Origin of the sequence: Yersinia vastinensis (assembly GCF_902726565.1) — a bacterium.
GTDB classification, from domain to species: Bacteria; Pseudomonadota; Gammaproteobacteria; order Enterobacterales; family Enterobacteriaceae; genus Yersinia; species Yersinia vastinensis.
On the sequence record NZ_CACVAF010000016.1, the window covers coordinates 19,966 to 43,646 of the forward strand.

Here is a 23,681-nt window from a genome sequence, read left to right on the forward strand (position 1 = left end):
GGATTCCTTTCTTTGCTGCCTACCTGCAACTTGAAATCTATTGGGTATAACAATTGATTAATCCAGAAATGGATTAATCGTCGCCTTTCAACTTCTTGCGCTGGATATACAAAACGGCAGCTTCGCGCACAAACGCGGCGCAAATCGTGGCGTTGTAATTTTTTTCCAGATCATCAGCGATGGCATTTAACTCTTCTTTACTGGAGCGGAATGGGCGCAGGGCGTTATAGATATCCAATACCTTGTCATCCGGTACCGCAGTCAGTTCTGCTGCGCGTTCAAAGTTCATTGCCAACAGTGGGCGGCCCGCATCTTTGGCGATAGCGGCCTGAATTCGCAGGATTTCCGGTGTAATACGCAAATCTTGTGAAGTCACACTGCCGTTCAACACGTTAGCCAGCGTCAGGTCATCCAACGTTTTATTGGTGGCGGTTTTCACCCATTCAGGGTGTTTATTAGCCAGTGGATAATCCGTGACTTTGGCATCACTGCGCGAACTGCCTGTTGGCGCTGGGCAAGTCGCTGCAGGTGTCTGGCCTTGTAAGCTGTTCATCTTGCTCAGTACATCGCGGACCATGGATTCAATAGCTTCGGAATTCATTGTGTTTTCCTTTGTTAAAGCGCGACCCGGAGTTCCTGAGGATTCTTGCCGGTCACCACATATTTGGTTTCTTTAATGTGCAGAATCGCCGACTTGGCCTGATATTTTGGCCGGGCCATTTGGTCATTTAGGGTCGGAACCGGTTGTGGTGATTCCCGTTTGGCGTAGCGAGCAGCGTTTTTGCCAATCAGGCGGTAAGTTTCCAGCGTCAACAGCGGTGCTTGCGGGAACAACTCCAGATTAGAAAGCGGTGGCAGACCTTGCTGATGAATGACTGTGGTGCCTTTTGACTGGACGCCGATAGAGATCCCAGAGCCACTCAAACGGTTACCTTCGACGGCAACAAAGGCCACATCGGAAGATTTAAAGCAGCGAATAACTCGAGCTTTGATGCCTTCCTCTTCAATACCGGCAATCAGTTCGCGCAGAATATTTTTGTGCGGTATCCCAACGATGTTGGCGGTTTGTGACAAACCAAATGCCGGGCCAACAGCAATAATCACTTCGTCCTGATGCGTTCCGGGACGGGCTTCACCCACTTCAGTGAGAAAATCCCCAGATGCTCCGGTGTTTGCCGCCGCTACAGGCTGAGTCTCTTGCTTAAAGGAGACGGTATTCTGGTCTCCCTGCATTTCCTGCAATACGCCCTCAATAATTTGGCGTAACAGTTTTTCGTTAATATCCACCATCTCGTGAACCCCTTAGCCAAGCTCATTCGGATCAAGCGCGTTTGGAATATTTTTGATCTCTTCCCAACGTGCACCTTCCAGCCGATAACCGGTAGCTGGCCCTGCGTAGTCATTGACGTCATTCACTGCCGACAGCACTTGGTTGTCGCCTTTGATGATCGCCGAGGTATGCAGGTAGTCACCGGCAATTTTGGCTTTCTGGATGTTGAGCATGTCTTGCGCCACATCTTCGAAACCGCCTTGTGCTAAGGCTTTAACCACTTCCAGACCGGTGCGGTTTTTGCTGATGATTTCCTGAGCGAACTTGATGTCTTCGACGATGTTACGCTCCGGCATATCTTTCGAGCCGTGGGCATAGGTTGCGGCAATCACTTCTTCATCGGTGATGGGCGGCAGGCCCATTCCGGCAAAGACGGCTTGTAGAGCGCGCGCAGCTTTATTACGAATAGCCACCACATCGGCTTCTAATACCGGACGCAAGCCACCATCAACTTTCAGGTCGCGCTGCATCACGTTGTAATCGTCAAAGTCTTCGGCATCCTCGTTAGAACCGGCGAACATGTTGTCGTAGTTCGGTACCGCAGAATAACCAGAGGAGATAAAGTCAGTACCCGGCAGGAACTGCATCAGCAGGCGAGCGGTACGACGCATATCTGAGTGGGTAAACGTTTGGTCGTTACTGGATGCACATTCTAAATCCAGTGCCGAGCAGATCAGGTTTTCCGCCAAGATAGCGCGGATACCGGATGGCACAGCGGATGGCACACCGACACAACTGACTGAGCCATTTTGCAGCCCCTGAACCCCGGCGGCTTTCGTGATGTAAATACAGCGAGCTTCCAGATACAGCATGGATTTGCCTTCGGCGTAGCCCATTTGGACCTCAGAACCAGAGCCGGAGGTAAAGCGCATTTTCAGACCACGTGATGCATAGGATGAGGCGAGGAAACCTTTTGACCATGGGGTGTCATCACCGTCGGTGAACACCGGCTCAGTCCCATAAACCGAAATGGTTTCGGCGTAACAGGTGTGGCCGAGCATCCCCAATTTCAGCTCGGTAGCTTCTTCCAGAGAGCACTGTGTTAATACGCCAGGACGCCCCACCTGCGAGCCAACCAATAGCGCGATAGCATTAAAGGGCGCGTAACGGGCTACGGCCACGGTGGTTTCTTGTTCATCGAAACCACGGAAAGCCCCTTCGGCAGCGTCTGCGGCAATCTGCACCGGGTTATCTTTCACGTTGGTGACGTGAGCTTGTTGTGATGGGGTACGACGAGCGCGCATTTTCTGCATCGACATCATCATTTCCACCACGTTCATGTGGGAGACCACCTCGACGATTTTGGCCGGTGTCATGGCTGTCGTCAGCGGCACAATGGTACGGCGCGACACATTTGGGTCACACAGCATATTGGCCAACTTGATGGAGTCCATCTTCATCACTTCTTCCGCATGTGTCAGATTAATACCGTAGCGGGCGATAAAGTGGTCGATCAGGTCGAAACTGCTCTGTGGTTTACCGTCTAACTCAGTCACCACACCATTTACAATCTTGATGGAAGGTTTCGGATCATTCGGGCTTTCCATGGCAATAAAGCCTTCTTCGATCCACTCTTTGACAAAGCCGTCCTGATTAACCGGGCGTTTCGCCAACGCTTCAAATCTTTTCGATTTCATGAAACAGCCTCACTGTGGCGTCAGATATAAGAAGGGCGGTCATTTTTTGGTTCAGCACCCAAGGTCGCCAATACCGTTTTGCCGATCTCACGGGCAGAAATCACTGCCTGACGAACTGCGCCAGAATCGCCGGAGATAACCAGAATCACTTCGTTACTAAAGCTTGTCCCTTGAGCCGGAGAGCTGTAGGCCACTACGTCAACATTGGCAGATTTGACGGCGGTATCAGCCATCAGAACACCAATAGATGCCGGTGCGCCGACAATCACACCGCAAGAGCGACCCAGTGGCGCGCCGAAGGCTTTTTCCAGTGCATGGCTCGCACGGGCGCTGTACTGCAATTCAATGTGGCCAGCTTCATTGGCGTAAACGTCACCGAATGTCCGGTCTAGCTCTTTCAGTGCGACTTCGACAGCACGTTTCACATCAGAAACATCGTCACCACCGAAGATAATCAGCGAACCGTGGCCTGCGCCGCCTTTGGTATCGCGCGGTAACTCAATGCTGACCACTTCGGTATTGGTGGCTTTTACTGCTTCATCTGCCGCCATAATGTGTGGGCCAGCACCGGTACGTGCGCCCAAGATGCCAATGGAGCGATAGCGTTTTTCCAACTTCATTGCATCTAGCAAGGCACTATCGACGTTGGCGATGACCAGTCCGACGGTGTCGCCGATCGCGGTGCCAACAAATTCCGTTAAACTGCAAGTTTTCTCAGCCATAGCCGTATCTCGTTGTTTATAGGATGGTTGTTTATCGAATGAGGGTGAGGAAGACGCCGGAGCGTGTTCGCTGACTTTCGCTATCACCTGCGCCATGATTTGGTCGACCAGGTCATTGCTTTTCATTAGTTATTTCCCTTAGGTAAAAATTTCTCGACATCAGTGTGCGGACGCGGAATAACATGAGTTGATTTCACTTCACCCACATTTGCAGCCGCAATGGCACCTGCATCCGTGGCCGCTTTAACCGCCCCTACATCGCCACGGACGATGACGGTGACCAGACCTGAGCCAATTTTTTCGTAGCCCACCAACGTCACATTGGCTGATTTCACCATGGTGTCAGCCGCCTCAATGGCAGCGGTTAGCCCTTTGGTTTCCACCATTCCTAGTGCTTCTTGTTGCATAAATACCTCGACGGAATATCAGATGCCTTGTTCTGGCTTGAATTGTCATGTTCAGAAATAGCGTTGTCAGGTTCGTGCTGGAATTGAATATACAAACAAGCAATGAAAAAGAATGGCTGTAATGAATTTACTGGCGAGAATGGTTAGTGATGAAATAACAAAATATTGTCACCGAATATGTTAACTTATTATTTTTTAAGTCTATTTTATGATTGCATGGTGATAATAATTGGTTATTGTATATTCAAAATTACAATTAAACTCGTGACAGCCGATATTATCTTTGGTATTGCGCGCATTAATATAAGGAAGGGGCTAGTTCACATTAAATGAGAAACTGCGAGCTTGATAACAATAATAGAAAGAATAAATGGCAAGAAAGTCACATTATTTAATTATCCGCTAACTTGCTTATTCATCGGGTATTGTGGCTGTTTTTTAAGGATGTAATAGCAATAATTTGTTATAGAAACTCTAGTTTTTGTTTAGTGAATGGCAGATCACGACAACACTTTCATTTTTCGTCTCTTTATAGTGGGTAGGTCATGGGCCGTGCATTCGATACAGAAAGTCATATAACCTATTAATTACAAGCAGGGTAACCCTATGAACGACTCGCTAAAAGCTCAGTGTATTGCGGAATTCCTCGGTACCGGGCTGTTTCTATTTTTTGGTATTAGTTGTCTGGCTGCGATGAAAGTGGCCGGTGCCAGTTTTGGTCTGTGGGAAATTTGTATCGTATGGGGGCTTGGGATTTCACTGGCCGTCTACCTGACCGCCGGAATTTCGGGTGCTCACCTCAACCCAGCCATCACCATTGCTTTATGGCTGTTTGCCTGCTTCCCAGGCCGTAAAGTTATCCCTTATAGCATTGCACAAATTGCCGGTGCTTTTGGTGGAGCAGCATTATCTTACATGCTGTATCACAACTTATTTACTGATTTTGAAACTGCCCATCAGATGGTGCGTGGCAGTTTGGAAAGTCTGCAATTAGCCAGTATTTTCAGTACATTCCCATCCCCCGCCATCAGTGTTTGGCAGGCAGCGTTTGTTGAAATCATTATCACCTCAATTCTGATGGGGCTGATTATGGCACTTACAGATGATGGTAATGGTGTGCCGCGTGGCGCATTAGGCCCTTTATTAATCGGTATTCTGGTTGCGGTGATTGGGGCGGCAACCGGCCCATTAACGGGGTTTGCCATGAACCCGGCGCGTGATTTTGGCCCTAAATTATTTACCTTCTTTGCCGGTTGGGGAAAAATTTCAATGACCGGTGGGCGTGATATTCCTTACTTCATCATTCCTATTGTGGCGCCTATTATTGGTGCTTGCCTGGGTGCCGCAGTTTATCGCTTCTTAATTGGTAAAAATTTGCCGTGCAATACCTGTAAGTTAGATGATGAAGAAGCTATTAATTAAACCTGAAAATGAATGACGACTTCCTCATCTTGGGACTGCAAATGGGTATTAAGGTGAGGAAATTTCGTGATCTGTTCGGGTTAATGCATGGATTATCATCCCCTGTTGATTATGACTCTGGTAAGGTGGGTTGTTATTTGTTTTCATTTCACCGGAGAGTATACCTTCACAGGGAAATAGGTTTTTCACCATGGCTAATGGGAATGAAAATATAACAATGCGGTAACACATCTATCATTACAGGGATGATTTATAGTAATAAACGAAATTTAATAACAATAAATTAAAATTAACTGAGAGGTTTTATCATGATTTCTGCCAGTTCTCTAAACTCAGAGCTCATAAATAAAATCGCCCAGGATTTTGCTCAAGCAACGGGGCTGGCGGTGGTGGTTGTGAATATTCACGGTGAGGAGATCTCCGACCTATTCAACTTCACACCGTTTTGTCAATTGATGCGCCAAGATCCGGTGAATCATCTTCGATGTCGTATGAGTGATCGCTGTGGTGGCCTTGAGGCCTCAAAATCCAACGAACCTTGTATTTATCGTTGTCACGCCGGACTCACAGATTTCTCTATCCCATTGGTGATTGCCGGTCATCTGGTTGGCTTTGTTTTATGTGGTCAGGTGCGGCTGCACACGGATGTTTATCTGATTGATATCCTGAATGTTGATAATCACTGGCAACAGAATCCGGCACTGATGGATGAATTTCATAATGTCCCTATCATGGATTTCTCTCGAGTGATCGCGTCTGCGGACTTGCTGAAGTTGATTGTTGAAAATTGTCTGAAAAAGCACCTTAATTTTGTGGTTATCAATGACAACATGGGCAGCAAAGAGCCCGGCAGAATTCGTCCGGTACATCCTCATGACAGTAAAATGAAGAAAGCATTGCGCTATATTGATACTCATCTGTCAGAAGAGTTGCGGTTGGAGGATGTGGCAGCCAAGGTCTATCTCAGCCCCTACTACTTCAGCAAATTATTTAAAAAATATCAGGGTATTGGTTTTAATGCGTGGGTGAATCAGCAACGAATGGCCAATGCGAGAGAGATGTTACAGCATAGCGATTGGAGCATTGCCAGTATTGCCAAGAACCTGGGTTTTTCACAAACCAGCTATTTCTGCAAAGTATTCCGCCAAGCCTATAATGTGACACCACAGGTATTTCGCTCACTTTCTTCTGAGCGTAATGAAATGGAATAGCAGTTATTGAATTAATATCAATTCCTCATGTTTTTAATTCATGTTTGTTTATTTAAAAGTCAAATTAGTAATTAAGTTCTTAAAATAATTAATGACAATATTTTGTTATAATTTTAAAGAAAAAACCAATGGTAATTTATTGTTTTTTAATGATTATTTTTATTTTTTGTAGCAATTTTTTGCTATAACTACGCAATAAAATAGTCACAAAAAAATGAAATTAACCATTTTTTATTTGTGGAAAAGAGTATATTAATATTCATCAAGCTTAATAAGTCAGTTGACGTTACAACTGTGTAAATAAAGAGATAAATTCTATAGTAACATAAAATTAAATAACAAAATCTAAACTCACGTAGTTACTGAAATGGATATGTTATGCACTAAAGCATAACTGGGAAGGGGGTGACAATCCCCCGCAGCCCCCGCTGCTGTGATGCTGACGAACCTGCTGAAACCACTGATCCACAGGATTGGGAAGGTGCAGGGGAGGATGACGCTAAGCCAGAAGACCAGCCAACTCAGTAAAAGATATTCAACTCCTTCGGTGGGAAGCGGGTTGTCATCAGATGCGCGCAGCGGTGACGTTGTGTAGGCGCACCTTTTTGACACTGCTTATCCCGCTTGAAATGGCGGGATTTTTTATGCAGCGCTCAGACAAACAAGCATTTATCATCGCGGGAACCGGTAGCGGATGCGGTAAAACCACCGTGACGCTGGGTATTTTGCGAGCGCTGATGGCGCGTGGATTGTCGGTGCAACCGTTTAAAGTGGGGCCAGACTATCTGGATACCGGCTGGCATACCGCGGTCAGTGGCGTAACTTCACGCAACCTTGATGCGTTTATGCTGCCCCCCACCACACTCAATGGATTGTATAACCAACATGTGCGGCATGCCGATGTGGCGGTGATTGAAGGTGTCATGGGCCTGTATGACGGTTATGGCACTGACCCTGATTATTGCAGCAGCGCCGCCATGGCCAAACAACTTGGCTGCCCGGTTATTTTACTGGTCGACGGTAAAGCCGTATCAACCTCGGTTGCCGCCACGGTGCTGGGTTTTTGTCAATTTGATTCAAACCTCCACATTGCGGGCGTTATTGTTAACCGCGTCAATTCAGATAATCACTACCAACTTATCCGCCATGCCATCGAACACTATTGCGGTATTCCAGTATTAGGCCGTCTGCCGGTGATGGACGATGTGGCATTGCCATCGCGCCACTTAGGATTAATTCCGGCTCAAGAGCGCGGCGGGTCAGTGGGCAAACACCCCGATAGCGCACCACGTTGGCAACGTCTTGCACAGCAGGTTGAAGAATTTATCGATCTGGACCGGCTACTGTCACTGACTTCCCGCACTGAACTTCCTGTGGGAACTTCTCCGGAGCTACCTCCTCAAGCTTTAGCTGAGGGCCTGACACTGGCGCTAGCCGAAGATGAAGCCTTCAATTTCTATTATCCCGATAATCTTGATCTGCTGGAGCAGGCCGGGGTGCGCATTCAACGTTTCAGCCCTCTACATGACCGCCAATTACCCACATGCCAGATGATCTATCTGGGGGGCGGCTATCCAGAAATTCACGCCGCAAAGCTTGCGGCCAATACTGCCATGCACACGGCATTACAACAGGCCCATCGCCTGCAAATTCCATTGTATGGCGAATGTGGCGGCTTGATGTATTTGGGTGAGGGGTTAACGGATGAAAATGGACAACGCCACTCGATGGTAGGGATTTTGGCGGGTGAAAGCCAAATGGGAAAACGCTTAACCCGCTTTGGCTACTGTCAGGCGCAGGCCCGTCGTGACACTTTATTGGCCGCGCAAGGCGAGATGTTACGTGGTCATGAATTCCATTACTCCGATTTTACCAGCCCGCTGACGCCAGTATTTGATAGCAGCAAGTGGCGTGATGGCGAGGTGATTCAGCACTGGAGCAGCGGCTATCAAGTACAACAGACGCAGGCCAGTTATCTACATATTCATTTCGCACAGCGCCCCGGTTTATTAAATGGCTGGCTAAATGCCGCGCGGAGTCGGTTATGACTCTTGCCGCGTGGTTTGTGGCGTTTCTGCTTGATAGTTGGCTCGGTGACCCGCCGCACTGGCCACATCCGGTGCGCTGGATTGGTAACCTAATCACCGTGCTACAACGGGCTATTCGCGCAGTGTGTCCTAGCGAGCGGGCGCTCAAGTGGGGAGGGGCGGTGTTGTGGATAGCGGTGGTGGGGATCACTTGGCTTATCAGTTGGGGGTTTTTATGGCTGATGGCTGAGATTAATCCGTGGCTTGGGTGGTTGGCGCAGGTGTGGATGATTTACACCTTGCTGGCCGGGCGCTGTCTGAGTGACGCGGCACTTTTGGTTTTTGATGCGCTGCAACAGGGGTCATTGGCGCAAAGTCGCGAAAAACTGTCATGGATTGTTGGGCGTGATACCTCGCAATTGGAGAAACCGCAAATTACCCGTGCGGTAGTCGAAACGGTAGCGGAGAACAGTGTCGATGGCGTGATTGCACCGCTGTTCTTTCTGATGTTAGGGGGGGCGCCGTTGGCGATGGCGTACAAGGCAATCAATACCCTGGATTCGATGGTGGGGTACAAAACTCCGAAATACCGGGCTATCGGCTATGTATCGGCGCGCATGGATGATTTGGCGAATGGGATCCCCGCCCGACTGAGCTGGCTGCTATTGAGTGCGGCAGCGTGGCTTATTCGGGCCGATTATCGGCAGGCGCTGCGGATTGGCTGGCGTGACCGTTATCAACATTCCAGTCCGAATTGTGCTTGGTCAGAGGCCACGGTGGCGGGTGCGCTGGGGATACGCCTTGGCGGCCCGAATGAATACTTTGGTGAGCGGGTAGAAAAACCTTGGATTGGCGATGAGCGGCGCGACGTCGCACTGAGCGATATCCCGCGCAGCATCCATTTGATGAAGGTGGCGTCGTTACTCGCCCTTTTACTGTTTGCCCTGATCCATCTGCTGCTCGTTGGCATTTAATAAGGATAACCTGATGAACTATATAAAGAACCCGCAAAAAATAGAGCAAAACAGCTTTGCGATTATTGGCGACATCATTGCCAATGAGCGGCCCGATTATGTTTTTGTCAGTGAAATGCACGAAGCGGTGATCAAGCGGGTTATCCATACCACGGCAGATTTTGACTGGTTGGATATTTTGCATTTTTCACCAGAGGTGCTGACCCGCATTGCTGACGGGATCAGCCGAGGTTGCACCTTGTACACCGACACCACCATGGCAATGTCCGGTATCAATAAAACCCTATTAGCGCAGATGGGCTGCGAATGCCGCTGCTATATCAGTGACCCTCGGGTGGTGGACAGTGCGCCCAGACAGGGCATTACCCGTTCGATGGCAGCGGTGGATGTTGCACTGGCGGAGCCGGGCGAAAAACTGTTTGTGTTTGGCAATGCGCCAACGGCCTTATTCCGTCTGCTGGAGCGTCAGGCAGATCCGGTGGCGGTCATTGGTGTGCCCGTCGGCTTTGTTGGGGCGGCGGAATCTAAAGACGCGCTACTTGAGAGTGACTTGCCGTGCATTGCGGCACTGGGACGTAAAGGCGGTAGCAATGTGGCCGCCGCCATTATTAACGCCATCCTCTATCAGTTAAGGGGGGCATTATGAGTGACAATCTGGTTAATGAGGAGCTGGTCAGTGATGACGCTGCGCTACAAAACCAGCAATTAGACAGTATTTGGCATAACGGCAAGCAATACCGTAAAGGCTATACCACCGGATCTTGTGCTACAGCTGCGGCTAAAGTGGCTGCGCTGATGGTGTTACGCCAACAAGTGATTGACCAGATTTCGATTGTTACGCCATCCGGTGTCACCCTGTGCCTAAATGTTGAGCAACCACTGATTGAGGGCCAACAAGCCACAGCGGCGATTCTTAAGGATGGCGGTGATGATATTGATGCCACCCACGGCATGTTGATTTTTGCCCGCGTGACCCTAACGGATAAAACTGATATCACCTTACGCGGTGGCGAAGGGGTGGGCACCGTCACTCGCAAGGGTATTGGCTTGCCGGTGGGGAGCAGTGCCATTAATCGTACTCCGCGCCAAACTATCGAAGCCGCAGTGCGTGAAGTTATCGGTCCATTACGTGGGGCGGAGGTTGAAATCTTTGCTCCAGAGGGCGAAGAGCGGGCAAAGAAAACATACAACGGGCGACTGGGAATCTTGGGGGGGATCTCCATCATCGGTACCACTGGCATTGTGACGCCGATGTCGGAAGAGAGTTGGAAACGTTCATTGGCGTTGGAGCTGGAGATGAAGCGCGCGGCCGGTGAGGACCGAGTTATTCTGGTGCCAGGTAACCATGGTGAACGTTTTGTACGTGACCATTTGGGCCTTGATAGCCAACGGGTGGTCACGATGAGTAACTTCGTCGGCTATATGCTGCAAGAAACCGTGCGGCTGGGTTTTCGCCATGTCCTGTTGGTAGGGCACCCCGGCAAGTTAGTTAAAGTGGCTGCCGGTATCTTTCACACTCACAGCCACATTGCTGACGGTCGTATGGAGACATTAGTGGCACATCTGGCTCTGATGGGTGCACCACATGCTCTGTTACTTGAAGTGAATCAATGCGATACCACCGAGGCGGCAATGGAATTGATTGCCGATCAGGGCTGGGAAGGCGTGTACTCGCGCATTGCAGAACGCATCTGCGAACGTATTGCCGAGATGATGCGTTTCTCCGTTAATCCTCCGCAGTGTGACGCTATTTTATTCTCTTTTGATAATCAGGTTCTGGGGAGTAACCGCCCGCTGGGTGACATTGTGGAGGTTCTACGATGATTACTGTTGTGGGGATTGGCCCCGGAGGCACCGAATATCTTACCCCCAATGCCCGGCATGCTATTGAACAGGCCGAGGTCTTGGTGGGGGGGAAACGCCATCTGGCGACATTTAGCGGCAATATTAAACAGAGCCGCCTATTGGATGCTGACTTACTGGGGTTATTGGAGTGGCTAGATAGCCATAAAGATCGCGCCATTGTGGTGCTAGCCTCTGGTGATCCTTTGCTATTTGGCATTGGCAAATTGCTGGCCGCAAACTTCAGTCCCGAGGAGTTACATATCGTCCCCGGCATTAGCGCGATTCAATATCTGTGTGCCAAAGTCTCGCTGGATATGAACGACCTTTTTCTTACGAGCAGTCATGGGCGAGAACCTGATTTTGACTGGATTTTTCAGCACGACAAAGTGGCGATGGTGACCGACGGCATTATCGGCCCACGTGCGATTGCTGATGCTCTACATCAACGTGGTCTGTCTCGTACCTTGATTATTGGTGAAAATCTCTCACAACCTGACGAACGAATTCACCGCCTGCCAGTCGAGCAGGTAGCGACCCGCTATGACATGAATGTGGTGGTGATCCTCAATGAGAGATGAACTGTTCTTACGTGGGCAAAAAGTCCCCATGACCAAAGAAGTCGTGCGAGCACTGGCACTGGAACGATTGGTGTTACCCGGTGCGGCTCATCTGATTGATGTGGGCGCGGGCACTGGCAGTGTGGCACTGGAAGCAGCACTACGGTTCCCCAAGCTCAACGTGACAGCGATTGAGCGCAATCCGGTAGCCCTTGAGTTAATCGCTGAAAACCGCCAACGGTTGGGATGCAACAATGTGGCCGTTATTGCTGGCATCGCGCCACTGCCACTGGCAGACAAAGCCGACGCCATTTTTATCGGCGGCAGCGGTGGCCATTTGACTGATCTCATCGACTGGGCGCTGATGATGTTAAACCCCGGAGGTCGTTTGGTAATGACCTTTATTTTGCTCAATAACCTGAATGATGCACTCAGCCATTTAGACCGGTTGGCGCACTCCCAGACCTTCGCCATCAGCCAGTTGGACTGTGTTCAATTGCAACTCTCCACCCTGACCCCCTTAGGCAGCGGGCACTACTTTAAACCGAACAATCCAACTTATCTTATTTCCTGCCACAAGGAGCCGCGCAATGTCCGAGCATCTTAGTTCTGTTCCATCATCAGTCACCCCCGAATGGGATACACAAAAAGTCTGGTTTGTCGGTGCTGGCCCCGGTGATAAAGAGTTGATTACGCTCAAAGGCTACCGTTTGTTGCAACAAGCGCAAGTCGTTATCTATGCCGGATCGTTGATCAATACCGAACTGCTGGAGTACTGCTCGCCACAGGCGCATTGCTACGACAGCGCGAGTTTGAATCTGGAGCAAATTATCCAGTTGATGGTGGAAGGGGTTCGGGCGGGCAAATTGGTGGTGCGGTTACAAACCGGTGACCTTTCTTTATATGGTTCCATTCGTGAGCAGGGGGAAGTGTTGGGTGAGCATGGCATTGGCTTTGTGTCAGTGCCGGGAGTCAGTGCTTTTCTGGGGGCAGCAGCACAATTGGGCGTGGAATACACCGTACCTGAAGTGGCGCAAAGCCTGATTATCACCCGGATTGAAGGGCGCACACCAATGCCACCACTGGAGCAACTGGAGTCTTTTGCGGCACACCAAACATCAATGGCTATTTTCTTGTCGGTGCAAGAAATGGACCGAGTTGCAGAGCGTTTGATCGCGGGGGGCTATCCGGCGACGACGCCAGTGGCAGTGGTATACAAAGCCACTTGGGCTGAAAGTCGTACCGTGCGCGGCACATTAACAAACATTGCTGAATTGGTACGGGCCGCAGGTATTCATAAAACCGCCTTAATTTTGGTGGGGGCCTTCTTGGGTGATGAATACCACTATTCCAAACTCTATGACGCGGGGTTCAGTCATGAATATCGTCAAGCCTGAATCGATAGCCGTTTTTTGCCTCACTCCGGGCGGAGTACGGCTCGCTCGACGTTTGAAAATGCATCTGCCACTGACCTGTTTTACCAGTGACAAATTGCTGGAATCGGGTTTTTTACCATTTAACGGTAGCTTCGGTGACACGCTACGTGAGGCCTTCAAACACTACTCGGCGCTCGTGGTGGTTGGGGCTATCGGCCTGACCGTGCGAGTTATTGCGCCGTTGGTCAATGACAAGATGACGGACCCCGCGGTAGTTGTGATTGATGAGCGCGGGCAGCACGTGATCAGTTTGCTGTCGGGTCATGTGGGCGGTGCCAATACGTTAACCCGCTATCTGGCGGGGATTTTGGGGGCGGATCCGGTGATAACGACTGCCACCGATGTTAATGAGATGGCGGCACTGGACACTTTAGCGACCCAATTAGATGCCGAAATGCAGGATTTCCGCCACGCGGTCAAAGTGGTCAATCAAATGTTGGTCAGTGAGCAAAAAGTTGGGTTGTGGTGGGACACGCCATTGATCTCTGAGCGTGAACGCTGCGATACCCGTGGCTTTGTGCCCGTAGATTCATTGGATGCGCTTCCCTCATTGGATGCCTTAGTGTGCATCACTCTACGCGACTCGTTGCCGTCACTGCCATTGCCTGTTTACAAATTAGTGCCGCGCCGAGTGGTTGCAGGTATTGGTTGTCGCCGCGCGACCTCACTGCAAACACTGGTTGAATTGCTGCAACAGCAAATGGCTGAGAATCACTTCGACGTGATGGCGCTGCGGGCGATTGGCAGTGTCACCATCAAAAAAGACGAACCCGCACTGCACCAACTAGCACAGTGCTGGCGGGTGCCCTTCGAGCTGTTCAGTGTGGGCGAGTTGAGCCGCCACGAACAGCGTTTTCCTGCTTCTGATTTTGTCCGCCAAACGGTGGGTGTCGGCAGCGTGTCACAACCGGTCGCCTGGCTGATGAGCGACGGTAAATTGGTTGGCAATACTCTGCGTCAGCAGGGCGTCACCATCACTCTGGGAGTATCGCATTAATGTTAACCGTGATTGGCATTGGACCGGGCAGTGAATCGATGATGACGCAGGAAGCGATTGCGGCAATCCGCGAAGCTGAAATTATCGTCGGTTATAAAACCTATACCCATCTGGTCAAGCCCCTGACTGGGGATAAGCAGGTGATCAAAACCGGTATGTGCAAAGAGATTGAGCGCTGCCAAACCGCAATTGATTTGGCGCTGGCCGGGCATAACGTGGCGCTAATTAGCAGTGGTGATGCCGGTATTTATGGCATGGCCGGATTGGTTTTGGAGTTGGTCACGCAACAAAAGTTGGTTTTGGAAGTGCGGTTGGTGGCCGGGATTACCGCCAGTATTGCCGCAGCCTCCTTACTTGGCGCACCACTAATGCATGATTTTTGTCATATCAGCTTGAGTGACTTGATGACGCCATGGGCCGTGATTGAGAAACGCATTATCGCCGCAGCACAGGCTGATTTTGTTATCTGTTTCTATAACCCGCGCAGCCGTGGCCGCGAAGGGCATCTGGCACGCGCTTTTGAGTTAATGCAGCCATGGAAAAAAGCGGAAACTCCGGTTGGTGTGGTGAAAGCGGCGGGGCGTAAAAAACAGGAAAAATGGTTAACTACATTGGGCGAAATGGATTACGAACCGGTCGACATGACCAGTCTAGTGATCGTGGGTAACCAGGCTACATATTGCCGTGACGGGCTGATGATCACCCCTCGAGGTTATGCATTATGACGAGCAATTCATTATGACTGGCCGCTATCCGCCGATTCATGTTTTTGGCGGCACCAGTGATGCACGGCTAATTTGTCAGTTGCTGGATACAGCCGGTGAGCGCTATAGCCTGTCAGTCGCCAGTGATGCGGGTTTGCAACTGGCGGGCGATATTCGCGGCGAGGTGGTGGTGGGGCGGATGGATACGGTGGCAATGGTCGATTTTCTTATCACTAGGCAAGTGCAATGGGTGATTGACGCATCGCACCCATACGCCGAGCTACTCAGTGACAATGTGGTGGCCGCTTGCAGGCAAGCCTTTGTGCCACTAACTCGCTATGCGCGCCCGAGTGAAATTGAGGTGCTCAGTCACCCACTGCTACACAAAGTTGACAGTGTTACGGCCGCTTGTGCTGTAGCGCAGAAGTTGGGGGAGCGGATATTGCTCACGACCGGCAGCAAACAGTTGGCTGAGTATCAACAGGGGCTGACAGGTAAAACTCTGCTGGTGCGGGTATTGCCCACTGCTGATGTTCTGAGCCAATGCGAGGCATTGGGGCTAGGCGTGGGGAATATTATTGCGCTGCGTGGGCCATTTAGCGCGCAATTCAATCAGGCGCTGTATGAGTTTTGTCAACCGGATGTCGTCATCACCAAGGAGTCTGGCGCACAAGGCGGCTATCAAGAAAAAGTGGCTCCCTGTCTGGCGCTGAATCTTCCCTGCATTGTGGTGCGTCGCCCGGCCAGCGTGGTTTTGGACAATATTGGGCAGCAAGTCACGTCATTGGATGAATTTGCCCAGCATCTGACGCGCTGGCAGCAACAACGAGGACAATAAAATGAAAAAAGCACTGTTGGTCATCAGTTTCGGCACCAGTTATGAACAAACCCGCCAAAAGAATATTGACGCTTGCGAGCAGCAACTGGCGGCAGCCTACAGCGATAGAGATGTGTTCCGTGCATTCACTTCGGAAATGATTATTCGCAAGTTACGCAAACGTGATGGTTTGCTAATCAATAACCCGCGAGAAGCCCTAAAACTGTTGGCAGAGCAGGGCTATCAGGATGTCGCGATTCAATCGTTGCATGTGATCAATGGCGATGAATACGAAAAAGTGGCCAATGAAGTGCGAGCTTTCAGTGACTGTTTTCATCATCTGGTGTTAGGCACGCCATTATTGAGCAGTTTTGCTGATTACCAGCAATTGCTGGTGGCGCTGCAAGCACAAATGCCGTCGCTGGCCGCTGATGAGCGTGTGGTCTTTATGGGGCACGGTGCCAGTCACTATGCTTTTTCTGCCTATGCCTGCCTTGACCATTTAATGGCCTCACTGAATTTTCCTGCGCTGGTCGGAGCGGTCGAAAGCTACCCGGAAATCAGTCATATCATCACCCGGTTACAACAGCAGGGAGTGCGGAAAGTGCACTTAATGCCATTGATGTTGGTCGCGGGGGATCACGCTATCAACGATATGGCTTCAGATGAACCAGATTCATGGCAATCACAGTTGGAGGCAGCGGGTATTCGTGCCCAGTCATGGCTGCAAGGTTTGGGTGAAAACCCATTGATTCGCCAGATGTTTGTTGAGCATTTAGATCATGCCTTACAACAAAAACAGCAGGAGGCAGCGTAATGAGCGGCAGACTTTATGCATTAGGGGTCGGCCCCGGTGCTAGCGATTTAATCACGGTACGTGCTGCACGGTTAGTCGCCCAACTCGATGTGTTGTATGCCCCCGCAGGACGTAAAGGCGGCGACAGCCTGGCATTGTCTATTGTGCGTGAATATTTATCACCGAATACCGAAATACGCACCTGTCATTTCCCGATGAGTGCTGATGACAGTGAGAAGCAAGCGGTATGGGATGACGTGGCGCAGCAGCTGCAGGCGGAAGTGGAAAAAGGCCGTCAGGTTGGGTTTATCACTCTCGGTGATGCCATGTTATTTAGCACCTGGGTCTTTTTGTTAGAACGAATTGGTCGGCCCGATTGGTTGGAAATTGTTCCCGGCGTGACTTCTTTTGCTGCGATTGCCTCGCGCGCGGGTTTGCCGCTGGCGATGGAGCAGCAATCCCTAGCGATTATGTCTTGCACCGCACCACAAGCGGAGTTAGAGCGCGCATTGCGCGACCATGATTGTGTGGTGCTGATGAAAGTCTATGGCCGTTTTGCCCAAATACAGGCGCTGTTGGCGCGGTTAAATCTGTTCCCGCATGCGCTATTGATGTCGGAAGCCTCATTACCGGGGGAAGTATGCTGGCGTCAACTCGATAGCGTTGCCGCAGATCAGCCACTGCCCTATTTCTCGACCATTTTAGTCAATAAGCAGCAGATCGTGAGTCGCGATGAGTAAGTCAGTTCGAATACGGGTGAGTTAAGTTTTTGCATAAAAAACTATTTAAAGGAATTCGAAATGGAACAACAACTAAAGAAATTGTCATTCACCGGTTTGGCGATGGCAATACTCCTGACGATTGCCCCGAATGATGTTTTTGCAATGCACATTATGGAGGGGTTCTTACCACCGATGTGGGCGCTAGCTTGGTGGGTTCTGTTCTTGCCCTGTCTGTTTATGGGATTGGTACGGCTGAAACAGATTGTCGCGGAAGACAGTAATCAGAAAGTCCTGCTGGCACTGTGCGGTGCCTTTATTTTCGTGCTGTCGGCATTGAAAATTCCCTCAGTGACGGGGAGTTGCTCCCATCCAACCGGCGTTGGGCTAGCGGTTATCCTCTTTGGGCCGGTAGTGGTGGCCGTATTAGGGGCTATTGTGTTGTTATTCCAAGCCTTGTTGCTGGCACACGGAGGACTGACGACGCTGGGAGCTAACGGCATGTCGATGGCGGTTATTGGGCCGGTGGTGGGCTATCTGGTATGGAAAATGGCCTGTAAAGCGGGATTACGCCGTGATGTTGGGGTATTTCTGTGCGCGATGCTCGCAGATTTAACCACCTATTTTGTCACCTCTGTACAACTTGGTTTGGCCTTCCCCGACCCACAATTTGGTGTCAGCGGTTCGATTGTCAAATTTATGGGCGTGTTCTGCATTACCCAAATTCCGATTGCTATTGCTGAAGGGTTGTTAACCGTCATGATTTACGACCAGTTAACTAAACGCAAGCTCATTACTGCGGAGACTCACTAACATGAAAAAGACACTTATTCTGCTGGCAATGGTTATCGCTCTGGTTATCTTGCCATTCTTTATTAATCATGGTGGTGAATACGGCGGCTCTGATGGTGAAGCTGAAACCCTGATTCAGGTTACTGCGCCACATTATGAACCGTGGTTCCAGCCTTTGTATGAACCGGCAAGCGGTGAAATTGAAAGCCTGTTATTCACGTTACAAGGCAGTATTGGGGCCGCGGTGATTTTCTATATCTTGGGCTATTACCGGGGGAAACGCGGTGAGCATGCTGGGGATTGATAAACTAAGTTATCAAAGCCGCTGGCGACAGGCTGATCCCATCGGGAAACTGGTGCTGTATGGGGTCTTCCTGCTGCTGGCCATGTTGAGTCCACCGATGTATCAAGCACTGCTGTTGGTGTTCATCGCCGGATTGACCTGCTATTTACTGCGGGTCGGCCCGCGTCGCTACCTGCGCTGGTTGGCCATCCCGCTCTCTTTCCTACTGGTGGGGTTGGTGACGATTGTGCTATCGCTCGCCCGCCAACCGGAAAGCTTGTGGTGGGGGGTGCAAATAGGCCATTGGTGGCTGGGTATTGATCGCGTAGGACTAATGACTGCGAATCAAACGTTGTGGCGCAGTCTGGCGGCATTGGCTGCGACCTTCTGGTTTGTGCTCAATACGCCGTTTCCGCAGCTGATTCAAATACTCAAACGCTGTCATGCTCCCCGATTGCTCACCGAGCAAATCCTGCTGACTTGGCGCTTTATTTTTATTTTGATTGAAGAGGCGGCGGCGATTCATCATGCGCAGTCTCTGAGATTTGGTTATATCTCATTGCGAACTGGCTACCATTCGCTGGCAATGCTGGTCGGCATGCTATTTACCCGCGTGATGATTCGCTATCAACAGATGGTCATCTCGCTGGATATGAAACTTTATCAGGGTGATTTCCACCTGTAAGGCAGGAGTTGATGTTAGCCACCCAACAGTTAGGTTTCAGTTATCAGGATGAGCAGGTCTTGCATGATTTGACGCTCGATTTCAGCCAGCATGCGGTCACCGGTGTCTTGGGAGCGAATGGTTGTGGTAAGTCGACGTTGTTTATGAACCTGACCGGCATTTTGCAACCAGAGCAAGGTGCTGTGTTGTGGCAAGGCCAACCGCTAAGTTATAAAAAAGCCCATCTGCGTGAGCTACGCCAGCGGGTGACGACGGTATTTCAGGACCCAGAACAGCAGATTTTTTATACCGATATCGACAGTGATATTGCTTTCAGTCTACGCAATCTTGGTATGCCAGAAGCGGTGATCGCCGAGCGCGTTGACCGGGCGCTGACCTTGGTCGACGCGCAGAGTTTTCGCCATAAATCTATTCAACATCTGAGTCATGGCCAGAAAAAACGTGTGGCCATTGCGGGTGCCTTGGTCATGGAAGCGGAGTATCTGCTGCTGGATGAACCCACCGCTGGGCTGGACCCGGCTGGGCGGCAGCACATGATAACTATCATTGAACGCATTGTGGCGGAGGGAAAACGGGTTATTCTCTCCAGCCATGATATCGATTTGATTTATAAGGTTTGTGATTATCTTTATGTCTTATCGCATGGTCATTTGATGATTGCAGGTGAAACCACCGAGGTGTTCCTGCAACAAGATAAATTGCAAGCTGCCGGGCTGGTTCAGCCATGGTTGGTGAAAATGCATAGTGAGCTGGGCTTACCACTGTGTAAAACCGAAGAACAACTTTTTGCGTTGATGCGTCAGCGTGAAGCGGAGGAAGTGCGATGAATCAGTCTGCGGTGAAATTATCAATAATGGTGCAAGGCACGGCCTCGGATGTCGGTAAGAGTGTGTTGGTGGCAGGGCTGTGCCGCATTTTTAGGCAAGATGGTTATCGCTGTGCCCCCTTTAAATCGCAGAATATGGCACTTAATTCGGGGATTACACCGCAGGGTGAAGAGATGGGGCGCGCTCAGATTTTTCAAGCAGAAGCCGCAGGAATTGCCCCGGATGTCCGTATGAATCCCGTACTGCTCAAACCCACCAGTGACCGCAAAGCACAAGTGGTGCTGATGGGCAAAGTAGCCTGCAATATGGATGCCGTGGAGTATCACCAATACAAGCCGCAGTTGCAGCAGCAAATCAGCGAGGTTTACCACAGTCTGGCCAATGAGTATGACATCATGGTGCTGGAGGGGGCGGGTAGCCCAGCAGAAATTAACCTGCGCGATCGTGATATCGTCAATATGGGCATGGCGGCTATAGCCGATGCCCCTGTTTTATTAGTGGCCGATATCGATCGCGGCGGTGTATTTGCATCTATTTATGGCACTTTAGCGTTACTGCATCCACATGAAAAAGCGCGAGTCAAAGGTGTCATCATCAATAAATTTCGTGGTGATATTGCGTTATTAAAGCCCGGCTTGGAGCAGATTGAAGCCCTAACCAATGTGCCTGTTTTGGGCGTGATGCCGTGGTTGGATATTGATTTGGAAGATGAAGACGGCGTTGCTCTGCAAAATGGTAAATATCATGGTGCGGCGGAAAAGGCGCTAGATATCGCCGTTATTCGTCTGCCGCACATTGCCAATTTTACCGATTTTAATGCACTGGCCGCTCAGCCAGATGTACGCGTGCGCTATGTTTCTCAACTCTCGGCATTAGGGCAACCAGATCTGATTATCTTGCCGGGTAGCAAGAATACATTGGGTGATTTGCAATGGTTGCACCACAGTGGGCTGGCGACAGCATTGCTGGCACTGCATCAAGAAGGCGTGCCAGTGATGGGGATCTGTGGTGGTTACCAGATGTTGGGTAAACGTATCATTGATGGGGTGGAGTCGGAACTTGATCAGATGGACGGCTTGGGGCTGTTGGACGTTGAAACCCAATTTGCACAGGATAAAGTCACTACGCGAGTGAGTGGTTATTGCCAGATTGACCTGCCGGGTATGTTAGCCGCCTGTGGTGATCGACCACTTGAGGGGTATGAAATTCATATGGGAGCCTCCCATCTTGGAGCGGATGCTATGCCATTTGCGCGCTTGACGTTACGCAACGGGCAAGCGGAGCACTGGGTAGATGGCGCGGTGAACACGGACGGCACGGTATTGGGCAGTTATATTCATGGTCTGTTCGACAGCCACTTCTTTACCCGCGCACTGCTGAACAATCTACGACAACGTAAAGGGCTGGCAGCCTTTGATGGCCTGACAGTGGATTATGGCGAACATAAAAAACAGCAGTTCGATATTCTGGCAGAACAGATGCGACAGCATATTGATATTGATAGAATTTTCACCTTAATGACAACCCACCAGCAGGAGTGTTCGCAGTGATTTTGATTACCGGTGGGGCGCGCAGCGGCAAAAGTTCGCTAGCGGAACGTTTGGCAGCACAGACGTGTGAGCGGGTATTTTACATCGCCACCTCCGTGGTCACTGATGCTGAAATGGCCGAGCGAGTAGCATTACATCGCGCCAGTCGCCCCGCATATTGGCGGACGTGGGAAGGGTATCGCGACTTAGGCACGGTGATAGATCAACAGCTAGACCCCGATGAAGCGGTAATGCTGGAATGTATTACTACGCTTATTACCAATCTATTATTCGAGTTGGCGGGTGATACCTCGCCGGAGCAAATGGATTTTGCTGTGTTGGAGGTGGGCATTCAGCAGCAGATTACTGATCTGCTGGCTGCGTGCGCCCGTAGCCGTGCGCCTATTTATCTTGTCACTAATGAGTTGGGCATGGGGATTGTGCCGGAAAACCGGCTGGCACGGCATTTTCGTGATATTGCGGGCCGAGTCAACCAGCGTTTGGCGGCAGCGGCTGACGAAGTGTTCTTAGTGGTTTCAGGTATTGAGGTAAAGATTAAATGAGTTTGCGTCTGTTTCTCGCCACATTGCAGTTTATGACCCGTATTCCGGTGCCGGAGCGCTGGACACAGGGGCTGGCGATGGATAACTACGAACGTGGCATTGTGGGTTTCCCCTTTATTGGTCTGATTGTTGGTGTGATTGGTGGGGCGGTTTTTACCTTGCTGGCACCTTGGTGCGGTGTGCCGCTGGCGGCGTTGGGTTATGTTTTGGCACTGGCCTTGATTACCGGTGCTTTTCATCTTGATGGGCTGGCTGATACCTGTGATGGGGTCTTTTCTGCTCGCAAACGCGAGCAAATGCTGGAGATCATGCGTGATAGCCGACTCGGTACTAACGGCGGCTTGGCGCTAATTTTTATCGTCGTGGCCAAGGTGCTGGTGGTCAGTGAACTGGCACTGCGTGATGAGTCGATGTTTGCCATGCTAACGGCGGCCTCGGTGGCTGGGCGCACGGTGATTGTTCTGCTGATGTACCGCCAGCGTTATGCTCGTGAAGGCAACGGGCTTGGCAATATTTATATCGGCAAAGTCACCGGCCGACAAACCGTGGTGACCTTGGTGGGTGGCGCGATACTGACCCTATTGCTCGGCAACAGTGCAGCATTGTGGGCGTTGATCATCACTGTAGTGGTGGTATTGCTGTTGGCAACTTATTTGCGCCGGCGTTTAGGTGGACAAACCGGCGACACGCTGGGCGCGGCAGCCGAAGTGGGGGAGTTTGTCTTCTTGCTGGCACTGCTATAACCACATTTAATGAGGCAGTTATGCGACTTTTTTTGGTGCGTCATGGGCAAACAGAAGCCAATTTGCGCGGTGTATTTTGTGGCCTGACCGATGTGGCTCTTACCCCGCAAGGTGTGGAGCAGGCCGGAGAGGTTGCAGGTTGGCTGGCTAATGTGGATTTCACACACAGTGTCAGCAGCCAGCTTATACGCGCGCGCCATACGGCCGATATCGTGCTGGCAGGCCATCCATTGAAGGCCAACACCGATGCTCAATTGAATGAGATGAATTTTGGTGAGTGGGAGATGCGCCATCACCAGGATTTACAACGGGAAGACCCTGATGCGTGGGCCGTTTGGGTTGCCGATTGGCAGCAAGCCAGTCCCACCGGCGGAGAGTCTTTTTCACAATTTTCGACCCGGATAGAAGGGGTGGTCCAACCCCTTCTATCCGCAGCAACTACATCAGATCATCGCCAAGATAACAATCAGTTATTGGTTGCCCATCAGGGGGTATTAAGCCTGATGTTGGCGCGCTTACTGTTAATGCCGGCGAGCGCGATGTGGCATTTTCATTTTGAACAGGGGGCATACAGTGTGTTGGAGATCCATGAAGGATTTGTCACGCTGCGTGCGTTGAACAGCCGGGCTGCTTGGCAGTCTGCAAACAGAGATTAAAC

Annotated in this window: 27 protein-coding genes and 1 riboswitch; of the genes, 22 read left to right on the forward strand and 5 right to left on the reverse strand. The window is 50.6% G+C overall.

Going from position 1 to position 23,681, the window contains the following annotated elements; translation table 11 throughout:
* Nucleotides 1-73: 73 nt before the first annotated feature.
* Genes pduE through pduA form a run of 5 tightly spaced genes read right to left on the reverse strand, consistent with a single transcriptional unit; the run spans nt 74 to nt 4,096 of the window.
* A complete protein-coding gene (gene pduE, locus HUZ92_RS18725; protein WP_145579703.1) occupies nt 74-601 on the reverse strand; it encodes a propanediol dehydratase small subunit PduE in 528 nt (175 codons plus the stop codon).
* Nucleotides 602-615: 14 nt separating this feature from the next.
* Nucleotides 616-1,287, reverse strand: a complete 672-nt coding sequence (locus HUZ92_RS18730; RefSeq protein ID WP_164908329.1) for a propanediol/glycerol family dehydratase medium subunit — start codon at nt 1,285-1,287, stop codon at nt 616-618.
* Nucleotides 1,288-1,302: 15 nt separating this feature from the next.
* On the reverse strand, nt 1,303-2,967 hold the full coding sequence (gene pduC / locus HUZ92_RS18735) for a propanediol dehydratase large subunit PduC (RefSeq protein WP_050098493.1): 1,665 nt from the start codon (nt 2,965-2,967) through the stop codon (nt 1,303-1,305).
* Nucleotides 2,968-2,987: 20 nt separating this feature from the next.
* Nucleotides 2,988-3,815, reverse strand: coding sequence for a propanediol utilization microcompartment protein PduB (pduB, locus tag HUZ92_RS18740; RefSeq protein ID WP_050140735.1), 828 nt, complete (start codon nt 3,813-3,815; stop codon nt 2,988-2,990).
* Nucleotides 3,815-4,096, reverse strand: a complete 282-nt coding sequence (pduA, locus tag HUZ92_RS18745) for a propanediol utilization microcompartment protein PduA (RefSeq protein WP_050098490.1) — start codon at nt 4,094-4,096, stop codon at nt 3,815-3,817. The genes pduB and pduA overlap by 1 nt, the downstream gene beginning before the upstream one ends.
* Nucleotides 4,097-4,702: 606 nt before the next feature.
* On the opposite strand from pduA, the gene pduF reads away from it, so the two are divergent.
* The 22 genes from pduF to HUZ92_RS18855 all read left to right on the forward strand — a co-directional run bounded on the left by pduF (nt 4,703) and on the right by HUZ92_RS18855 (nt 23,679).
* Nucleotides 4,703-5,518: a propanediol diffusion facilitator PduF gene (gene pduF / locus HUZ92_RS18750; RefSeq protein WP_050098489.1), complete on the forward strand. Its 816-nt coding sequence runs from the start codon at nt 4,703-4,705 to the stop codon at nt 5,516-5,518.
* A 308-nt stretch (nt 5,519-5,826) separates the two neighbouring features.
* Nucleotides 5,827-6,729 carry a transcriptional regulator PocR gene (gene pocR, locus HUZ92_RS18755; protein WP_050098487.1) on the forward strand — a complete coding sequence of 301 codons (903 nt, stop codon included), beginning with the start codon at nt 5,827-5,829 and terminating at the stop codon, nt 6,727-6,729.
* Nucleotides 6,730-7,080: 351 nt separating this feature from the next.
* Nucleotides 7,081-7,264: riboswitch (cobalamin riboswitch) on the forward strand.
* A gap of 109 nt (nt 7,265-7,373) precedes the next feature.
* Entirely contained in the window at nt 7,374-8,777 is a 1,404-nt protein-coding gene (locus HUZ92_RS18760; RefSeq protein ID WP_050140794.1) for a cobyrinate a,c-diamide synthase, read from the forward strand.
* Complete coding sequence (gene cbiB, locus HUZ92_RS18765; protein WP_050098484.1) at nt 8,774-9,730, forward strand: adenosylcobinamide-phosphate synthase CbiB; 957 nt, start codon at nt 8,774-8,776, stop codon at nt 9,728-9,730. Before HUZ92_RS18760 ends, cbiB begins: the two co-directional genes overlap by 4 nt.
* A 13-nt stretch (nt 9,731-9,743) precedes the next feature.
* Nucleotides 9,744-10,376 (forward strand): cobalt-precorrin-8 methylmutase, encoded by a 633-nt coding sequence (locus HUZ92_RS18770; protein WP_050098482.1) that lies wholly within the window; start codon nt 9,744-9,746, stop codon nt 10,374-10,376.
* Nucleotides 10,373-11,554 carry a cobalt-precorrin-5B (C(1))-methyltransferase CbiD gene (gene cbiD, locus HUZ92_RS18775; RefSeq protein ID WP_050098481.1) on the forward strand — a complete coding sequence of 394 codons (1,182 nt, stop codon included), beginning with the start codon at nt 10,373-10,375 and terminating at the stop codon, nt 11,552-11,554. Before HUZ92_RS18770 ends, cbiD begins: the two co-directional genes overlap by 4 nt.
* A complete protein-coding gene (locus tag HUZ92_RS18780) occupies nt 11,551-12,153 on the forward strand; it encodes a cobalt-precorrin-7 (C(5))-methyltransferase (RefSeq protein WP_050098480.1) in 603 nt (200 codons plus the stop codon). The genes cbiD and HUZ92_RS18780 overlap by 4 nt, the downstream gene beginning before the upstream one ends.
* Nucleotides 12,143-12,739 (forward strand): decarboxylating cobalt-precorrin-6B (C(15))-methyltransferase, encoded by a 597-nt coding sequence (locus HUZ92_RS18785; protein WP_050098478.1) that lies wholly within the window; start codon nt 12,143-12,145, stop codon nt 12,737-12,739. The genes HUZ92_RS18780 and HUZ92_RS18785 overlap by 11 nt, the downstream gene beginning before the upstream one ends.
* A complete protein-coding gene (locus HUZ92_RS18790; protein WP_050098477.1) occupies nt 12,723-13,529 on the forward strand; it encodes a cobalt-precorrin-4 methyltransferase in 807 nt (268 codons plus the stop codon). The genes HUZ92_RS18785 and HUZ92_RS18790 overlap by 17 nt, the downstream gene beginning before the upstream one ends.
* Nucleotides 13,510-14,565 carry a cobalt-precorrin 5A hydrolase gene (cbiG, locus tag HUZ92_RS18795; RefSeq protein ID WP_050140739.1) on the forward strand — a complete coding sequence of 352 codons (1,056 nt, stop codon included), beginning with the start codon at nt 13,510-13,512 and terminating at the stop codon, nt 14,563-14,565. The genes HUZ92_RS18790 and cbiG overlap by 20 nt, the downstream gene beginning before the upstream one ends.
* On the forward strand, nt 14,565-15,290 hold the full coding sequence (locus HUZ92_RS18800; RefSeq protein ID WP_050098472.1) for a precorrin-3B C(17)-methyltransferase: 726 nt from the start codon (nt 14,565-14,567) through the stop codon (nt 15,288-15,290). The genes cbiG and HUZ92_RS18800 overlap by 1 nt, the downstream gene beginning before the upstream one ends.
* Before the next feature lie 13 nt (nt 15,291-15,303).
* Nucleotides 15,304-16,107, forward strand: a complete 804-nt coding sequence (locus tag HUZ92_RS18805; protein WP_050098645.1) for a cobalt-precorrin-6A reductase — start codon at nt 15,304-15,306, stop codon at nt 16,105-16,107.
* 1 nt (nt 16,108) lies between these two features.
* Nucleotides 16,109-16,903, forward strand: coding sequence for a sirohydrochlorin cobaltochelatase (gene cbiK, locus HUZ92_RS18810; RefSeq protein WP_128451081.1), 795 nt, complete (start codon nt 16,109-16,111; stop codon nt 16,901-16,903).
* Nucleotides 16,903-17,622 carry a cobalt-factor II C(20)-methyltransferase gene (locus tag HUZ92_RS18815; protein WP_050140741.1) on the forward strand — a complete coding sequence of 240 codons (720 nt, stop codon included), beginning with the start codon at nt 16,903-16,905 and terminating at the stop codon, nt 17,620-17,622. The genes cbiK and HUZ92_RS18815 overlap by 1 nt, the downstream gene beginning before the upstream one ends.
* A gap of 60 nt (nt 17,623-17,682) precedes the next feature.
* Complete coding sequence (gene cbiM / locus HUZ92_RS18820; RefSeq protein ID WP_050098468.1) at nt 17,683-18,414, forward strand: cobalt ECF transporter S component CbiM; 732 nt, start codon at nt 17,683-17,685, stop codon at nt 18,412-18,414.
* Between the two features lies 1 nt (nt 18,415).
* On the forward strand, nt 18,416-18,697 hold the full coding sequence (locus HUZ92_RS18825; protein WP_050098466.1) for an energy-coupling factor ABC transporter substrate-binding protein: 282 nt from the start codon (nt 18,416-18,418) through the stop codon (nt 18,695-18,697).
* Nucleotides 18,684-19,361, forward strand: coding sequence for an energy-coupling factor ABC transporter transmembrane protein (locus HUZ92_RS18830; protein ID WP_050098465.1), 678 nt, complete (start codon nt 18,684-18,686; stop codon nt 19,359-19,361). Before HUZ92_RS18825 ends, HUZ92_RS18830 begins: the two co-directional genes overlap by 14 nt.
* An 11-nt stretch (nt 19,362-19,372) precedes the next feature.
* On the forward strand, nt 19,373-20,188 hold the full coding sequence (locus HUZ92_RS18835) for an ATP-binding cassette domain-containing protein (RefSeq protein WP_050098464.1): 816 nt from the start codon (nt 19,373-19,375) through the stop codon (nt 20,186-20,188).
* Nucleotides 20,189-20,199: 11 nt separating this feature from the next.
* Nucleotides 20,200-21,738, forward strand: a complete 1,539-nt coding sequence (locus HUZ92_RS18840) for a cobyric acid synthase (protein ID WP_072086576.1) — start codon at nt 20,200-20,202, stop codon at nt 21,736-21,738.
* Nucleotides 21,735-22,280, forward strand: a complete 546-nt coding sequence (gene cobU / locus HUZ92_RS18845) for a bifunctional adenosylcobinamide kinase/adenosylcobinamide-phosphate guanylyltransferase (RefSeq protein ID WP_145579704.1) — start codon at nt 21,735-21,737, stop codon at nt 22,278-22,280. The genes HUZ92_RS18840 and cobU overlap by 4 nt, the downstream gene beginning before the upstream one ends.
* Nucleotides 22,277-23,023 (forward strand): adenosylcobinamide-GDP ribazoletransferase, encoded by a 747-nt coding sequence (gene cobS / locus HUZ92_RS18850; protein WP_050098461.1) that lies wholly within the window; start codon nt 22,277-22,279, stop codon nt 23,021-23,023. The genes cobU and cobS overlap by 4 nt, the downstream gene beginning before the upstream one ends.
* A 20-nt stretch (nt 23,024-23,043) precedes the next feature.
* Nucleotides 23,044-23,679: an adenosylcobalamin/alpha-ribazole phosphatase gene (locus HUZ92_RS18855; protein ID WP_145579705.1), complete on the forward strand. Its 636-nt coding sequence runs from the start codon at nt 23,044-23,046 to the stop codon at nt 23,677-23,679.
* Nucleotides 23,680-23,681 lie beyond the last annotated feature (2 nt).

Excerpts from the sequence above, each read along its gene's own strand:
- HUZ92_RS18770 (WP_050098482.1), top strand. The coding sequence starts at position 9,744 with ATGAACTATATAAAGAACCCGCAAAAAATAGAGCAAAACAGCTTTGCG.
- pocR (WP_050098487.1), top strand. The coding sequence starts at position 5,827 with ATGATTTCTGCCAGTTCTCTAAACTCAGAGCTCATAAATAAAATCGCC.
- HUZ92_RS18805 (WP_050098645.1), top strand. The coding sequence starts at position 15,304 with ATGACTGGCCGCTATCCGCCGATTCATGTTTTTGGCGGCACCAGTGAT.
- cbiG (WP_050140739.1), top strand. The coding sequence starts at position 13,510 with ATGAATATCGTCAAGCCTGAATCGATAGCCGTTTTTTGCCTCACTCCG.
- HUZ92_RS18785 (WP_050098478.1), top strand. The coding sequence starts at position 12,143 with ATGAGAGATGAACTGTTCTTACGTGGGCAAAAAGTCCCCATGACCAAA.
- pduB (WP_050140735.1), bottom strand. The coding sequence starts at position 3,815 with ATGAAAAGCAATGACCTGGTCGACCAAATCATGGCGCAGGTGATAGCG.
- HUZ92_RS18760 (WP_050140794.1), top strand. The coding sequence starts at position 7,374 with ATGCAGCGCTCAGACAAACAAGCATTTATCATCGCGGGAACCGGTAGC.
- HUZ92_RS18855 (WP_145579705.1), top strand. The coding sequence starts at position 23,044 with ATGCGACTTTTTTTGGTGCGTCATGGGCAAACAGAAGCCAATTTGCGC.
- HUZ92_RS18835 (WP_050098464.1), top strand. The coding sequence starts at position 19,373 with ATGTTAGCCACCCAACAGTTAGGTTTCAGTTATCAGGATGAGCAGGTC.
- cobS (WP_050098461.1), top strand. The coding sequence starts at position 22,277 with ATGAGTTTGCGTCTGTTTCTCGCCACATTGCAGTTTATGACCCGTATT.
- pduF (WP_050098489.1), top strand. The coding sequence starts at position 4,703 with ATGAACGACTCGCTAAAAGCTCAGTGTATTGCGGAATTCCTCGGTACC.
- cbiD (WP_050098481.1), top strand. The coding sequence starts at position 10,373 with ATGAGTGACAATCTGGTTAATGAGGAGCTGGTCAGTGATGACGCTGCG.
- HUZ92_RS18790 (WP_050098477.1), top strand. The coding sequence starts at position 12,723 with ATGTCCGAGCATCTTAGTTCTGTTCCATCATCAGTCACCCCCGAATGG.
- HUZ92_RS18780 (WP_050098480.1), top strand. The coding sequence starts at position 11,551 with ATGATTACTGTTGTGGGGATTGGCCCCGGAGGCACCGAATATCTTACC.
- cbiK (WP_128451081.1), top strand. The coding sequence starts at position 16,109 with ATGAAAAAAGCACTGTTGGTCATCAGTTTCGGCACCAGTTATGAACAA.
- cbiM (WP_050098468.1), top strand. The coding sequence starts at position 17,683 with ATGGAACAACAACTAAAGAAATTGTCATTCACCGGTTTGGCGATGGCA.
- pduC (WP_050098493.1), bottom strand. The coding sequence starts at position 2,967 with ATGAAATCGAAAAGATTTGAAGCGTTGGCGAAACGCCCGGTTAATCAG.
- HUZ92_RS18800 (WP_050098472.1), top strand. The coding sequence starts at position 14,565 with ATGTTAACCGTGATTGGCATTGGACCGGGCAGTGAATCGATGATGACG.
- cbiB (WP_050098484.1), top strand. The coding sequence starts at position 8,774 with ATGACTCTTGCCGCGTGGTTTGTGGCGTTTCTGCTTGATAGTTGGCTC.
- pduE (WP_145579703.1), bottom strand. The coding sequence starts at position 601 with ATGAATTCCGAAGCTATTGAATCCATGGTCCGCGATGTACTGAGCAAG.
- HUZ92_RS18830 (WP_050098465.1), top strand. The coding sequence starts at position 18,684 with ATGCTGGGGATTGATAAACTAAGTTATCAAAGCCGCTGGCGACAGGCT.
- pduA (WP_050098490.1), bottom strand. The coding sequence starts at position 4,096 with ATGCAACAAGAAGCACTAGGAATGGTGGAAACCAAAGGGCTAACCGCT.
- HUZ92_RS18815 (WP_050140741.1), top strand. The coding sequence starts at position 16,903 with ATGAGCGGCAGACTTTATGCATTAGGGGTCGGCCCCGGTGCTAGCGAT.
- HUZ92_RS18825 (WP_050098466.1), top strand. The coding sequence starts at position 18,416 with ATGAAAAAGACACTTATTCTGCTGGCAATGGTTATCGCTCTGGTTATC.